The 13,331-nt window shown below is 63.0% G+C and carries 17 protein-coding genes; 8 read left to right on the top strand and 9 right to left on the bottom strand.

The window, feature by feature from the left end:
• Nucleotides 1–164: 164 nt before the first annotated feature.
• Nucleotides 165–1,037 carry an aldo/keto reductase family oxidoreductase gene (locus tag LB528_RS19500; protein ID WP_224715977.1) on the bottom strand — a complete coding sequence of 291 codons (873 nt, stop codon included), beginning with the start codon at nucleotides 1,035–1,037 and terminating at the stop codon, nucleotides 165–167.
• Between the two features lie 95 nt (nucleotides 1,038–1,132).
• On the opposite strand from LB528_RS19500, the gene LB528_RS19495 reads away from it, so the two are divergent.
• Nucleotides 1,133–2,041 carry a LysR family transcriptional regulator gene (locus tag LB528_RS19495; protein ID WP_224715976.1) on the top strand — a complete coding sequence of 303 codons (909 nt, stop codon included), beginning with the start codon at nucleotides 1,133–1,135 and terminating at the stop codon, nucleotides 2,039–2,041.
• 52 nt (nucleotides 2,042–2,093) lie between these two features.
• Here LB528_RS19495 and rpsI read toward each other — a convergent pair whose 3' ends face one another.
• The 4 genes from rpsI to LB528_RS19475 all read right to left on the bottom strand — a co-directional run bounded on the left by rpsI (nucleotide 2,094) and on the right by LB528_RS19475 (nucleotide 4,457).
• Nucleotides 2,094–2,564: a 30S ribosomal protein S9 gene (gene rpsI, locus LB528_RS19490; protein WP_040999876.1), complete on the bottom strand. Its 471-nt coding sequence runs from the start codon at nucleotides 2,562–2,564 to the stop codon at nucleotides 2,094–2,096.
• Nucleotides 2,564–3,028: a 50S ribosomal protein L13 gene (rplM, locus tag LB528_RS19485; RefSeq protein WP_040983169.1), complete on the bottom strand. Its 465-nt coding sequence runs from the start codon at nucleotides 3,026–3,028 to the stop codon at nucleotides 2,564–2,566. Before rplM ends, rpsI begins: the two co-directional genes overlap by 1 nt.
• Before the next feature lie 271 nt (nucleotides 3,029–3,299).
• Nucleotides 3,300–3,968, bottom strand: coding sequence for a LysE family translocator (locus LB528_RS19480; protein ID WP_224715975.1), 669 nt, complete (start codon nucleotides 3,966–3,968; stop codon nucleotides 3,300–3,302).
• A 24-nt stretch (nucleotides 3,969–3,992) separates the two neighbouring features.
• Nucleotides 3,993–4,457: a PaaI family thioesterase gene (locus LB528_RS19475; RefSeq protein ID WP_224715974.1), complete on the bottom strand. Its 465-nt coding sequence runs from the start codon at nucleotides 4,455–4,457 to the stop codon at nucleotides 3,993–3,995.
• Nucleotides 4,458–4,608: 151 nt separating this feature from the next.
• Here LB528_RS19475 and LB528_RS19470 point away from each other — a divergent pair, with 151 nt between their 5' ends.
• The 5 genes from LB528_RS19470 to LB528_RS19450 all read left to right on the top strand — a co-directional run bounded on the left by LB528_RS19470 (nucleotide 4,609) and on the right by LB528_RS19450 (nucleotide 8,676).
• Nucleotides 4,609–5,430: an enoyl-CoA hydratase gene (locus LB528_RS19470; protein ID WP_224715973.1), complete on the top strand. Its 822-nt coding sequence runs from the start codon at nucleotides 4,609–4,611 to the stop codon at nucleotides 5,428–5,430.
• Nucleotides 5,431–5,705: 275 nt separating this feature from the next.
• A complete protein-coding gene (locus LB528_RS19465; RefSeq protein ID WP_224715972.1) occupies nucleotides 5,706–6,374 on the top strand; it encodes a GNAT family N-acetyltransferase in 669 nt (222 codons plus the stop codon).
• Nucleotides 6,371–6,892 (top strand): CoA-binding protein, encoded by a 522-nt coding sequence (locus tag LB528_RS19460; protein WP_224715971.1) that lies wholly within the window; start codon nucleotides 6,371–6,373, stop codon nucleotides 6,890–6,892. Before LB528_RS19465 ends, LB528_RS19460 begins: the two co-directional genes overlap by 4 nt.
• Before the next feature lie 157 nt (nucleotides 6,893–7,049).
• Nucleotides 7,050–8,330, top strand: coding sequence for an O-acetylhomoserine aminocarboxypropyltransferase (locus LB528_RS19455; RefSeq protein WP_224715970.1), 1,281 nt, complete (start codon nucleotides 7,050–7,052; stop codon nucleotides 8,328–8,330).
• Between the two features lies 1 nt (nucleotide 8,331).
• A complete protein-coding gene (locus LB528_RS19450; RefSeq protein WP_224715969.1) occupies nucleotides 8,332–8,676 on the top strand; it encodes a cupin domain-containing protein in 345 nt (114 codons plus the stop codon).
• A 13-nt stretch (nucleotides 8,677–8,689) separates the two neighbouring features.
• Here the strand turns inward: LB528_RS19450 and LB528_RS19445 are convergent, their stop codons facing one another.
• The 3 genes from LB528_RS19445 to LB528_RS19435 form a co-directional block, all read right to left on the bottom strand.
• A complete protein-coding gene (locus tag LB528_RS19445; RefSeq protein WP_224715968.1) occupies nucleotides 8,690–9,397 on the bottom strand; it encodes a transporter substrate-binding domain-containing protein in 708 nt (235 codons plus the stop codon).
• A 51-nt stretch (nucleotides 9,398–9,448) separates the two neighbouring features.
• A complete protein-coding gene (locus tag LB528_RS19440) occupies nucleotides 9,449–10,696 on the bottom strand; it encodes a cytochrome P450 (RefSeq protein WP_224715967.1) in 1,248 nt (415 codons plus the stop codon).
• A 146-nt stretch (nucleotides 10,697–10,842) separates the two neighbouring features.
• Nucleotides 10,843–11,571: a hypothetical protein gene (locus tag LB528_RS19435; RefSeq protein WP_224715966.1), complete on the bottom strand. Its 729-nt coding sequence runs from the start codon at nucleotides 11,569–11,571 to the stop codon at nucleotides 10,843–10,845.
• Between the two features lie 59 nt (nucleotides 11,572–11,630).
• Here LB528_RS19435 and LB528_RS19430 point away from each other — a divergent pair, with 59 nt between their 5' ends.
• Both LB528_RS19430 and LB528_RS19425 read left to right on the top strand, forming a co-directional pair.
• Nucleotides 11,631–12,026 carry a DUF6949 family protein gene (locus tag LB528_RS19430; protein WP_411962215.1) on the top strand — a complete coding sequence of 132 codons (396 nt, stop codon included), beginning with the start codon at nucleotides 11,631–11,633 and terminating at the stop codon, nucleotides 12,024–12,026.
• A gap of 19 nt (nucleotides 12,027–12,045) precedes the next feature.
• Entirely contained in the window at nucleotides 12,046–12,573 is a 528-nt protein-coding gene (locus LB528_RS19425) for a gamma carbonic anhydrase family protein (protein ID WP_224715965.1), read from the top strand.
• Between the two features lie 28 nt (nucleotides 12,574–12,601).
• On the opposite strand, the gene LB528_RS19420 is transcribed toward LB528_RS19425, so the two are convergent.
• A complete protein-coding gene (locus LB528_RS19420; RefSeq protein WP_224715964.1) occupies nucleotides 12,602–13,153 on the bottom strand; it encodes an ankyrin repeat domain-containing protein in 552 nt (183 codons plus the stop codon).
• Nucleotides 13,154–13,331: the final 178 nt, after the last annotated feature.

Genomic DNA, 13,331 nt, shown 5'->3' with positions numbered 1-13,331 from the left:
GACCTCCCCATCGAGGGGAGGTAGAGCGTCGTGCGAACTCCTCTTCGCTGGACGCCTGCGAAGTCGATGAGATTAAGCGGACCTTCGAACGTATGGCTCGGCGCCCTACCTCCCCTTGATGGGGAGGTCGCGCCGCAGGCGCGGGCGGGGTGACGGCGCCGACCTCAAGCCGCTTTCGCCACGCCCTCCAACTCGTCAAGCTCATCCCCCGACAGCTCCAGCTCCGCCGCCGCCAGATTCTCGCGCAGATGCTCGACCGACGACGTGCCCGGGATCAAGATGATATTCTGCGAACGCTGCAACAGCCAGGCCAGCGCAACTTGCATCGGCGTCGCGCCAAGCCGTTCCGCCACGCCCGACAGCGTCGACGACTGCAACGGGCTGAACCCGCCGAGCGGGAAGAACGGCACATAGGCGATGCCGTCGCGCGCCAGTTCATCGATCAGCGCGTCGTCGTTCCGGTGCGCGAGGTTGTACTGGTTCTGCACGCAGATGATGTCGCAGATCTTTCGGCCCTCCGCGATCTGCGAGCGAGTGACGTTGCTCAAGCCGATATGGCGCACCAGGCCCTTGCGCTGCAGTTCGGCCAGCGCTGTCAGCGGCGCTTCGATCGAGCCTTCGGCGGGGCCATGGGTATCGAACATGATGCGCAGATTGACCACTTCGATCGCGTCGAGTCCGAGATTGCTCAGATTGTCGTGCACGGCCTGCGTGAGCTCCTTGGGCGAGTAGGCCGGCAGCCAGGAGGCATCGCTGCCGCGGCGTGCGCCGATCTTGGTGACGATGGTGAGATCGTCGGAATAGGGCGCCAGCGCCTCGCGGATCAGCTTGTTGGTGACGTGCGGGCCGTAGAAATCGCTGGTGTCGATGTGATTGACCCCATTTGCCACCGCTTCGCGCAGCACGGAGATAGCCGCGTCATGGTCCTTCGGTGGACCGAACACGCCTTTGCCCGCAAGCTGCATGGCGCCATAGCCGAGGCGATACACCGAGCGGTTGCCGAGTTTATAAGTGCCGGATTTGGCTACACTGGACATTGTTGCTCTCCTTCGCTGTCAGCGAGGGAGATAAGGGATGGCTGCTGTCCTGATAACCGGGTATAACCAGCACGACCTGTGCGGAATTTAGAACAATGGCGGCTGATCTCAACGACCTCCAGGCATTTATGGCCGTCGCACGCGCTGGCGGCTTTCGCGAAGCGGCCCGCGCCACGGCCGGCAGCGCGTCAGTGCTCAGCGAAGCCGTCCGCCGTCTGGAAACCCAACTCGGTGTTAGGCTCTTCAACCGCACCACGCGCAGCGTTGCTTTGACGGAGGCAGGCGCCAGCCTGCTGGCGCGTCTTGGCCCCGCGCTGGGTGAGGTGGAGGCCGCGCTCGATGTGGTGAACGGCTTTCGCGACCGGCCCGCCGGAACCTTGCGTCTCAACGTGCCGATAAGCGCTTCGCGGCTGGTGCTGCCCAAAATCGTTCCGGGATTTCTCGCTGCATACCCGGCCATCCGGCTGGAGGTGATCGCGGAGGAGAACTTTGTCGACCTGCTGGCGGCGAGCTGCGATGCGGGCATCCGCTACGACGAACGGCTGGAGCAGGACATGATCGCCGTGCCGATCGGGCCGCGCGCGCAGCGCTTCACCACCTCCGCCGCGCCGTCCTACCTTGACCGGCACGGTCGGCCACAGCACCCGCGCGACCTGCTTGAGCACGCGTGCATACGCGGTCGCTTTCCGAGCGGGGTCATGACGCCCTGGGAATTCGAGCGCCACGGCGAGGTGGTGCGGGTCGATACCACGGGGCCGTTGGTCGTCAGCATCGGCGGCGGCGTCGATCTCGCCGTCGATGCGGCGATCGCCGGCGTCGGCATTCTTTGGCTCTTCGAGGACTGGGTACGCCCGTATTTCGACAGTGGCGTCCTGGAACCTGTGCTCGAGCCGTGGTGGCAAAGCTTCTCGGGGCCGTTTCTTTATTACCCTGGCCGGCGCCTTGTGCCAGCACCGTTGCGCGCCTTTATTGACTACATCAAAACGCCGGCCGGGCACTGGTGACAAAAAGGCCGCCCGGAGGCGGCCTTTTCGACATGCTTGGGCTTCGCAGAGCTTAGCGCTTCGAGAACTGGAACGAGCGGCGGGCCTTCGCCTTGCCGTACTTCTTGCGCTCGACCACGCGGCTGTCGCGGGTCAGGAAGCCGCCCTTCTTGAGCACCGAGCGCAGGCCCGGCTCATAGTAGGTCAGCGCCTTGGAAATGCCGTGACGCACCGCACCGGCCTGGCCGGAGAGGCCGCCGCCGATGACGGTGGCGACGATATCGTACTGGCCGGCGCGGTTGGCCGCGACGATCGGCTGGTTGAGGATCATCTGCAGCACCGGACGCGCGAAATAAGTCGCGAATTCCTTGTCGTTGACGGTGATCTTGCCGGAGCCCGGCTTCACCCAGACACGCGCGATGGCGTTCTTGCGCTTGCCGGTGGCATAGGCGCGGCCCGACTTGTCGAGCTTCTGGACATGCACGGGCGCGGCCGGCTGCGCGGCGACGGTGCCGAGTTCTGCGAGCGAGGAAAGCTCAGCCATTACGAGGCCCTCTTGTTCTTGGAGTTCAGCTTGGCCACGTCGAGCGTGACGGGCTGCTGGGCGGTGTGCGGATGCTCGGCGCCGGCATAGACGCGGAGATTCTTCATCTGGCGACGGCCAAGCGGGCCGCGCGGGATCATGCGCTCGACGGCCTTCTCGACGACGCGCTCGGGGAAACGGCCCTCGAGCAGCTGGCGCGCGGTGCGCTCCTTGATGCCGCCGGGATGACCGGTGTGCCAGTAATAGACCTTGTCGGTGTACTTCTTGCCGGTGAACACCACCTTGTCGGCATTGATGACGATGACGTTGTCGCCATCATCGACATGCGGGGTGAAGGTGGGCTTGTGCTTGCCGCGCAGATGGTTGGCGATGACGGTGGCCAGGCGACCGACGACGAGACCTTCGGCGTCGATCAGCACCCACTTCTTCACCACATCCGCAGGCTTCTGCGAAAAGGTAGCCATGGTTTTGCTCTCAGGTTGACCTTTCCCGTCCAGGAGGGACAGGAGAAGGCGTTTTTTGTTGCTTGGATTGACGGAAGAGCCGGAGCCACCCGCCAATAACAAAACGGCGGCCTTTGCGGGCCGCTGCTTCGGGAGGGCTTATAGGCGAGGGCGCTTGGCGCGTCAAGTGCCGATTGTGGCTTAAGATCGCGAAAAGCCATTTGAATTCAACGACTAATGCAGCTGGTATTATTTTACCTCATATCTCTTTGTCAAAATAGTTTTCTTTCGTTCACCGCCGCCCGGTCACCGCGGCAAAGAGAAGCCTGACGCCGATAGCGACCATCAAGGCTCCTGCCAGCCTTTCTTGCCAAACGAGGAACGTGCTTCGGCGCGCCAGCCAGCCGCCAACCGCGCCGGAGGTCAACGCGACAGCGCTGAGGACAACCAGTCCCATCATCTTCATGGTCGTACCGAGAATGATGAACTGCAGCGCAGGCGAACCGATCCAGGGATGAACGAATTGCGGCAGCACCGCCAGCATGAAAGCAAGCGTCGTCGGATTGGTGAGATTGCAGATCATGCCTTGCCGGAAAGCGGCTGGGATACTGCTCGTCTCGGCAAAGGTAGACGCACCGCCACCTTTGCCCGGCCGACGGGCCAACAGGAATTTGATCCCGATGGCGATCAGATAGATGGCGCCGACGATCTGAAGGAAACTGTAAAGAGATGGAGAGGATGTGATCAGCGAGGCAAGCCCCATTGCCAGTAATGGAATCTGGACGACTCCGGCTGACACGCAGCCCGCTGCGGTCGCCAAGGCGTGGCGCCAGCCTTGCCCGACCCCGCGGCTGATCACCAGCATCATGTCGGGACCCACACCAGAAAGCTGATAGGCGAGCACGGCGCCGACAAAGGCAAGGTAGGTTGTAACATCGGGCATGCCGCAGAACGAACGCATCGACTGGGGAGTTCCGGCAAGACGTCAGCCCGGCTTATCGCTTATTAGCTTCCTCGGAATCGAATAGGTGCCGGTGGCGTGCGCGACGGTGTGTCCGTCCGGGCCGGCGACAATATCGATGTCGAACACCATCAGGCTCTTGCCGAGCTTCAGGATCCGGCAATGGCCGTCGATCGGACCGGCTTCGGCCTTGCGCATGAAATTGATGTCAAGGTTGACCGTCACCGAAAGCGCATCCGGCCCGGCATGGCTGAGCACGCAGACATAGCCGCCGATGTCGGCCAGCGTGAACAGCGCCGGACCGGACACCGTGCCGCCGGGGCGCAGATGCCGCTCGTCGGCGTTGAGCCGCACCATGCAGCCGCCCGGAAAAACGTCGATCGCCTCATAGGAGATGAAATTGTCGTTGAGTTGCGGATAGACGCTTGCCATCAGCGCATTGACTTCCGCCGCGTTGAGCGTTGGCTTCAGATCGCTTTGGGCGGGCATGGCGATGTCCTATATGAAATGGCAAGCTCCGGGCGATATGCCTGGACCAAACGGTGCGACGGAGAAAACACGCCTCGCGGCTGTTCTTCAACCGGCAGCATGGTAGTTCTGTTGCTCCATAAGCCGCGAGCGCTGATCGAGAGGTTTAAAAATGGCTGAAGTCGTTGCCATCAAGCCCGCCGTCGCCGACGGGCCCGTTCTTGTCAGCCAGGACAAGGGCATCCTGCGCCTCACGCTCGCCAGCCCGCCGGCCAATGCGTTGTCGCTGGCGACGATGGCGGCGCTTCAGGCCGAGTTCGATCGCGTGAGGACGGACAAATCCGTGCGTGTCATCATCCTGGCCGCGTCGGGAAAAGTGTTCTGCGCCGGCCACGATCTCAAGGAAATGACGGCGCATCGCGCCGAGCCGGACCGCGGCAAGGCCTTCTTCCAAAAGACCTTCGCCGCCTGCGCGACACTGATGCAGTCCATCGTGCGCCACCCGAAACCGGTGATCGCCGAGGTTGACGGGCTTGCCACCGCTGCCGGCCTGCAGCTGGTCGCGAGCTGTGACCTAGCCATTGCCTCGCATGAGGCGAGTTTCTGCACGCCTGGCGTGAATATCGGCCTGTTCTGCTCGACGCCGATGGTGGCGCTGTCGCGCAATGTCTCGCGCAAGCAGGCCATGGAAATGCTGCTCACCGGCGAGACGATCGACGCCGCCACCGCCAAGGAGTTCGGGCTGGTCAACCGGATCGTGCCGCGTGAATATCTGAATCAGGTTGTCAGCAAACACGCGCAAATCATTGCATCCAAATCGTCTTTGGTCGTCAAGACAGGCAAGGAAGCCTTCTACGCCCAGGCCGAAATGGGGCTGGCCGACGCTTATGCCTATACCGGCCGCGTGATGGTCGAAAACATGCTGGCGCGCGACGCCGAGGAAGGCATCGGCGCCTTCATCGGCAAGCGCAAGCCGGAATGGACCGACGAATAGTTCTTCCATATGCCGCGCTTTTCTATTGCTGAAGGTTCGACGTGGCTGCCCGCAAGCAGCCGCTTCGGCCTCGACCCCGATCGATTTTCAGGACACCTATCATTTTCGCATAATGCGCGACTTCTGCAGCGATCCACACATGTTTATGGAGGAGGCGTTGCGGGACGACGATGATTAGCGGTGGGCGCGTGAACCGGGAAGATCTCAGTTGGGAAGTGGAAGAAGCCTGCCGCGAGGCGTGGCCTGCTGCGCTTGAAACCGTCGCTCTCGGATGGATGTTTCGCCGTTCAGGCGGACGGATAAGGCGGCCGAATTCCGCTAATCCCCTGCGCGGCAGGCGAGGTGCGCCGGGGCGGGTAATCGATGCCGCCGAGGCATTCTACGCCAGCCATGGCCAGGCTCCGCTGTTTCGCGTACCCGACATCGCGGCCGAACTGGAACTCGAACTCGACCGTCGGGATTACAGCCGGGAAGGCGGTACGATACACCTCCATGCCGAGATCGACGCGCTTCAGGCAAACAATTATGGCGACATCACGGTCTCCGCAGCGCCGACCGAGAACTGGTTCGAGGCGCGCTTCCGTACCGGCGGCTACGACGAGGCGGAGCGACGCATCTTTCGCTATATGACGAGCTTGATCGCAGGCGACAGGGCATTCGTGTCGTGTGAGCGTGATGGCCAAATCGCGGCCTTTGCCTTCGGCGTCATCCGCAACGGGCTGCTTGTCGTCGAGGCGGTTGAAACCGACGCCCGATTCAGGCAGCAGGGGCTCGGCCGCAGGACGGTGGGCGGGCTGGTCGGTTGGGCCGGGCGAGCAGGCGCCCAGGCCGGCTGTCTGCAGGTGGTCGCCGACAACACGCCCGCACGCGCGCTCTACGCTTCGCTCGGCTTCAACCGCGAGCTCTATCGCTACCATTACCGCAGGAAGACCATCGCAGCATGAATCACGATAGCTACGACAACGCCTACATTGCCGGCATCCTCAACTCAGTGAAGACGATCGCCATGGTCGGCGCCTCGCCCAACGATGTGCGGCCAAGCTATTTCGTGCTGAAATACCTCTTGGCCAAAGGCTTTTCGGTGCTGCCGATCAATCCCGGCCATGCCGGCAAGCAGATCCTCGAACAGACGGTCTATGCCAGCCTGGCGGATCTGCCGCATCCGGTCGACATGATCGACATCTTTCGCGCTTCCTCGGCGGTGCCCGGCATCGTCGACCAGGTGCTGCAGCTCGACCCGCTGCCCAAGGTCGTCTGGATGCAGCTTGGCGTGCGCAACGATGAGGCGGCTGCCCGCGCCGAAGCTGTCGGCATCAAGGTGGTGATGAACCGCTGCCCGAAGATCGAATATGGCAAGCTATCCGGCGAGATCGGCTGGACCGGCGTCAACTCGGGCGTGCTGTCGTCGAAAAAACCTGTGATGCGCCAGGGATTTCAGAGCTTCGGCGTAAGACAGAAATAAGCACGCGGTAGTTCGCGCAAAATTATTCCGGGACGAAATGGATTTTCCCGGGCGTTCGTCGCAGATCGCGCCCCGAACGGTATTTTCTTCTTTGCATTCCCGGCCGCGCTTCGCCAAGAATGCCCGGCGATTTTCGAACGTTAGGAGAGGGATTTCGATGACCCGTACGCCTGGTTTCAGCACTTTAGCCGTTCATGCAGGCGCAAAGCCCGATCCGGCGACCGGCGCCCGCGCCACGCCGATCTACCAGACCACGTCCTATGTCTTCGACGACGCCGACCATGCCGCCTCGCTGTTCGGGCTGAAGGCCTTCGGCAACATCTACACGCGCATCATGAATCCGACGCAGGCGGTTCTCGAGGAACGCGTCGCGGCGCTCGAAGGCGGCACCGCGGCACTTGCTGTCGCCTCGGGCCACGCCGCGCAGGTCATCGTGTTCCACAATCTGATGCAGCCGGGCGACAACTTCATCGCCGCCAACAAGCTTTATGGCGGATCGATCAACCAGTTCGGCCATGCCTTCAAGAACTTCGGCTGGGAAGTGCGCTGGGCTGACCCGATCGATCCCTCGACGTTCGAGAGCCAGATCGATGACAGGACCAAGGCGATCTTCATCGAGAGCCTTGCCAATCCCGGCGGTGTCTTCGTCGATATCGAGAAGATCGGCGACATCGCCCGCAAGCATGGCCTGCCGCTAATCGTCGACAACACGCTGGCCTCGCCCTATCTGGTGCGGCCGATCGAGCACGGCGCCGACATCGTCGTGCATTCGCTGACCAAGTTCATCGGCGGCCACGGCAATTCGATCGGCGGCGGCATCATCGACGGCGGCACCTTCGATTGGTCGAAGTCCGGCAAATACCCGATGCTGTCGGAGCCGCGCCCTGAATATGGCGGCCTCGTCCTGCACGAGACTTTCGGCAACTTCGCCTTCGCGATTGCCGCGCGCGTGCTTGGTTTGCGCGACATCGGCCCGGCGATCTCGCCCTTCAACGCCTTCCTGATCCTGACCGGCCTGGAAACGCTGCCGCTCAGGATGCAGCGTCATTGCGACAATGCCGCGAGCGTTGCCGGCTGGCTGTCGAACCATCCGAAGGTAGCCTGGGTGAACTATCCCGGCCTTCCAGGCGACAAGAACAATGCGCTGCAGAAGAAATATTCGCCGCAGGGCGCGGGCGCGGTGTTCACCTTCGGCCTCAAGGGTGGCTACGAGGCCGGCATCAAATTCGTCGAGGCGCTGGAGCTCTTCTCGCATCTCGCCAATGTCGGCGACACCAAATCGCTGGTCATTCATCCGGCCTCGACCACGCACCGCCAGCTTTCCGACGAGCAGAAGGTCAAGGCCGGCGCCGGACCTGACACCGTCCGCCTTTCGGTCGGCATCGAGGACGTCAACGACATCGTTGCCGATCTCGAGCAGGCGCTCGGTAAGGTCTGATATGTCGGCCTTTCTTGCGATCAATGTCGATGCGGTCGAACCGGAGGCCGGCGCGCCGCCGCCGGACCGGGTGATTTCGGGTGATCCGAAATTCCGCACCTGGAATGTCGAGGAGCGCGACGGCGGCCTCTATGCCGGCGTCTGGGAAGCGACGCCGGGCAAATGGCGCATCGTCTATGACGAATGGGAGTTTTGCCACATCCTGTCCGGCGTCTCGGTGATCGCCGAGGATGGCGGCGAGGCGCGCACCGTGCGGGCCGGCGACAGTTTCGTGCTGAGGCCAGGGTTCAAGGGCACATGGGAAGTGCTCGAGACGACACGCAAAGAATACGTGATCCGGCTTTGAATGCTTCCAGCAATCAAAGCAGCCGATCGACATCGCCGTCGGAAAAGCCGTATTTGCTCATGATCTCCCGGTGCCAGGCACTTCCGAGCAGATCACCAAGGCATTGATCGACGCGCCGGCGCAGCGCGTCGTTGTCCTTGGCGAGGGCGAAAGCGCCTGCCGCAGGCTGCTTTTCAAAGGCCGGGATGTCGATGACGGCAAGCGGTACGCCAGTCCGTCCGTTGACATAGCCGCGATGCGCCATGGCGACGCTGGCATACGCGTCGGCATGGCCTGCCGCAACGGCTTCGGCTGCTTCGGCCTGCGTGGCGAATATCCTGATCCGCTGGGGCGGGACGCCGTTCTGCAGCGCGGTCTGGTGCTGGATCTGACCCGATATGACTGCGAGCACGGCGGAAGGATGTTGGGCGACGGAGCGATAGCCGTTCAGCTCCAGCGGATTGCCCTTGGCCACCATCAACCCGTCCGGCAGTGACCAGATCGGCCGCGTGAAGTCCACGAGCTTGCTGCGCTCCTCGGAGATGAACAGGCCGGTCGTCATGTCCCAACGGCCGTCCACCAAACCGGGGAGCAGTTCGGCGAATTCCGCCTCGATCGGCGAGAAGTTCTCCAGGTCAACCATCTGGCAAACTTTCTCGGCGAGCACCGCGTCGCAACCGCCGAGCTTGCCCGCGGCATCGGTGAAGCAGAAGGGTGGCTCTTGCAGGTAAGCGAATTTCATATCTGAGTTCCGAACGATAATTTCAGCTGTTCGAGGCGGATCCTTCGCCGGTCAAAAGGTAACGGCAACCCGTTCCAGCCCGTGAAAATGGTAAGTGTCGCGGAAGCGCGGTGTCTCCGCCAGGCGCAACTCCGGAAGCCGATCGAACAGCGTCTTCAGCGACACCTGCAACTCCAGCCTGGCCAGCGGCGCGCCGATGCAGAAATGGATGCCGGCGCCGAAGGAAACATTCTTCTGGTCCGTGCGGGCCGGATTGAAAGTGTCGGGCTCGGCAAAGGCAAGCGGATCGTGGTTCGCCATGCCGAGCAGCAGCGCCACCATCTCGCCGGGTTTGACCAGGATGCCCGGCGAAACCTCCATCTCCTCATAGGCATAGCGCAGAAACATATGCAGCGGCGGGTCGTAGCGCAGGCATTCCTCGACCGCCGCGACGTTTTTCTCAGGCGTCTCGAAGAAACGCCGCGGATCGCCGCCTTGCGCGAGGATCGAGCGCACCGCATTGCCTGTCTGGTGCACGGTCGCTTCGTGGCCGGCATTGAGAAGCAGGATCGCCGAGGAAACCAGCTCGTCTTCCGAAAGCTTCTGACCGTTGTCCTGGGCTTCGATGAGCAGCGACAGCAGATCGTCGCCAGGTTTCTTGCGCCGCTCCGCAATATAGCCCCGCAGGAAGTCGGAAAAATCGCGTGCGGCGCGGTTCGCCGTCTCCTCGGCCTCGCGCGTGCGGCCATGCATGTACATGGCGACCATCCGATGCGACCAGTCGAGCAGTTGCGGCCCCATCTCGACCGGAACGCCGAGCATCTCGGCGATGACGGTGATCGGCAAGGGCGAGGCGTAAGTCGGCAAAAGATCGACGCCGTTTGGCTCGAGGCGGTCGACCAGCTCGTTGGCCAATGCCTCGATCCGCGGCCTGAGTCGCTCGACCTGGCGCGAGACGAAGGCGCGGTTGACCAGCGTTCTGAGCCGCGTATGCACCGGCGGCTCGAGCTCCAGCATGGAATTGGCCTCGATCGCGTCGAACACCACAAGATGTGAGCGGTCGTCGCCCACGCCGCGGCTGTCGGGAATGCCGGCCGGGTTCTGCCGGCCGAAACGGCGGTCGCGCAGCAGCCGATTGACGTCGTCGAAACCGCCAAAGCACCAGAAGCCATAGTCTTCCCAGAATAAGGCGTTGGCGGCGCCATGCAGGAAGGCATAGGCCTCATAAGGGTTCTGCACGAAGGCTGGCTCGTGCGGGTCGAGACGCAGGCGGCGGCTGGCGGGGTCGAAGGCAAGATAGGAAGGCTTCAAATCGGTCATGCCTGACCATTAGCGCGCCTTGTCGGCCCGATGCCAGACCGTATCTTGGCGCGCCCGTGAAATCGAACCGTTGAGCCAGATTGCCGGCTTGAAGCGCTGGCTGCGCGCCGAAATGATCTAGTTGGATATTCGGCTAGCCGCCAGCGTCAGTGGCCAGTCTTCAGAATACTCGCCACTTTGGCTGCAATCGCCGCGTCGAGTGCCGGCCAGTTCGCCAGCAGCTCGCGCGGAAAGCGGTAGGTGAGGCTGAGATCGTCGCCGACCTGGATGTCGCGCTCGCAGGGCGCCAGCGATTGCTCCGCGTTCGGGCCGCTGAGGCAACGGGCGACGAAGGGATCCTTGCCGGGACGCTCGGCGACGGCCAGCACCTCGTTGAGATAGCCTGATTTTTCCGTGAAGGCGTAAACCGTCGTGCCGGCCGGGCCGGGCGTGCCCGGCTTTTCGATCAGGGCGCTGTAGATCGGCGCGAAACGACCGCTCATGTCGCGCGACATCATCCGCGGCTCGAACGACAGGAAGATGATCTTCCTGGTCGTCGTATGGTTGAAGTCGTCGCGCGCGGCCGAGCTGTAGCCGTCCATCTCGGGATAGCGCAGATAGAGGTCGAGCCGCGAGGCGATGCCGTCGCGCCTGGCCTGGTCGAAGCGGATGAAGTTTGTCGGCACGCTGATGAGATTGTTGCCCATGACGATCTGGCGCACCGTCGTATCATCTGTATAGCCGGCCATGGCGATTGACCGTCCAAGCCATTTGCCGCCGACGCTGATCGCCACCGAAAGCAGCGCCAGCGCCGCGAAGATGTAGAAGACCCGCTTCATCAGGGTCGAATCGACGACCTCGAAGTCCGGGCTCTCGGCAGCCGTTGCGTCTCTCATTCGCTCTTCCCCGATCCGTCCACCTGTCCTTCGGCGGCACAGCCGGCGCGGCATAGCTCTTGCAGCGCGTTGGCACGACTGTGCGTTTTCATGGTAAACGGTTGGTAAACATGGATCCCGTTGTGCCTGTTCTTTACGCGTTTGCGGTTGGCGTCACGGCTTGCGGGCTGGCCGGATCGGCCATGGAACTTTTGTCCGGCCGGCGCCTGGCCTTTGCCGAACCCTATGTTTCGCCGGTCCATATCCTGCGTTCGCTCGCGGCAACGGCCTGCGCCGGGCCGTTCATGCTCACCAACGAGGCGTTGGCTGCCCGGCGCGAAGGGCGCATCGGCACGATGGCGCTGTTGTCTTGCGGCTGCACGGCCATCGCCTGGGCGCTGGCGCTCGGCGTCGTGCTCATCGCCATTGCATCCTGGGCGACCGAGAACTTAGGGTCTTTTGAATTCGCTGGTTGAGACGATTCGGAGACGAACAATGCCGGTACATGCGATCGATGGGAAGGCGCCCGAGTTCGAGGACGCCGATACGAACTGGATCGCGCCCGACGCCACGCTGATCGGCAACATCCAGATCGGCCGCAATGCCGGCTTCTGGTTCGGCGTCGTCGTCCGCGGCGACGGTGAACCGATCATCATCGGTGCCGACACCAATGTGCAGGAACACACGATCATGCACACCGATCCCGGCTTTCCGCTGACCATCGGCAAAGGCTGCACGATCGGCCACCGCGCTCTGCTGCATGGCTGCACGATCGGGGACAACAGCCTGATCGGCATGGGCGCCATCGTGCTGAACGGCTCCAGGATCGGCAACAACTCGCTGGTCGGCGCCGGCGCCCTGGTGACGGAAAACAAGGTTTTTCCGGACAATTCGCTGATCGTCGGCTCGCCCGCCAAGGTGATAAGGACGCTGGACGAAGCGGCGATCGAGCGGCTGCGCGTCTCGGCGGCCCACTATGTGGCCAATACCAAACGCTTCAAGGCCAAGCTCAACACAGTGTGACGGCGGCGGGCGGCAACTCCGCCTGTCTTCATCCGCGGCGGCTGTTCATCGCTTCACGCAACAGAAGGGCGCCCGCTTCGAAGCCGGCCTGGTCGGCGCCTTCCAGGGCCGTCTCATAGTCGTCGATGCGGGTCCTCAGCGAAGCGTCCGCGCCTGACAGGAGCAGCAGACGGATCGCCTCGGCGTCACGCCGGGACGCCGCATAGTGCAGGGGCGTCCAATCGTTCACGCCGCGCATGTTCGCGTCGGCGCCGTGCTCGAGCAGGATATGGATGACGTCCAGCCGGTCCGGCCGTTCCGTCGACAACGCTGCGATGATCGAAGGAAAGCCGGCAGGATCCTCGTAGTTCGGGTTCGAACCGGCATCGAGAAGCGCGGCGATGAACGTGGCCGGGCTCCAGTAGATCGCGTATTCTAGCGGATGGCCAAGCCCGAGTTCGAACGGCATCCTCTCGTCGAACCAGCGCGGCGAGCCGCCGAGCGCAACACCCAGGGCCGCGAAGTCTCCGGCCTTGAACGCGTCGTCTATGGCCTTGAACAACAGGTGGCGGGTGCCGCGATCCTCGGGGACTTCTAGCATTGGCTTCATCCGCAACGAACGAGCCATACTGCTCCCATCCGCCTCGGCGGGGAAGGCGTGCCGACCATGGCGCTTCGGCAGCGCAGCGCCGATTAGTTGCAGCCGGCGGGCGGCGACCGAAATGGCGGAGCCGACCCCGGGGACAGGGGCCGGCTCCTAAAACCCGGTCGTTGGGGAC

Source organism: Mesorhizobium sp. CA4, assembly GCF_020165075.1.
In the GTDB taxonomy this organism is placed as follows: domain Bacteria; phylum Pseudomonadota; class Alphaproteobacteria; order Rhizobiales; family Rhizobiaceae; genus Mesorhizobium.
Note: the sequence above shows the minus strand (reverse complement) of the source record. Positions and strands in the feature narration are given on the sequence as shown.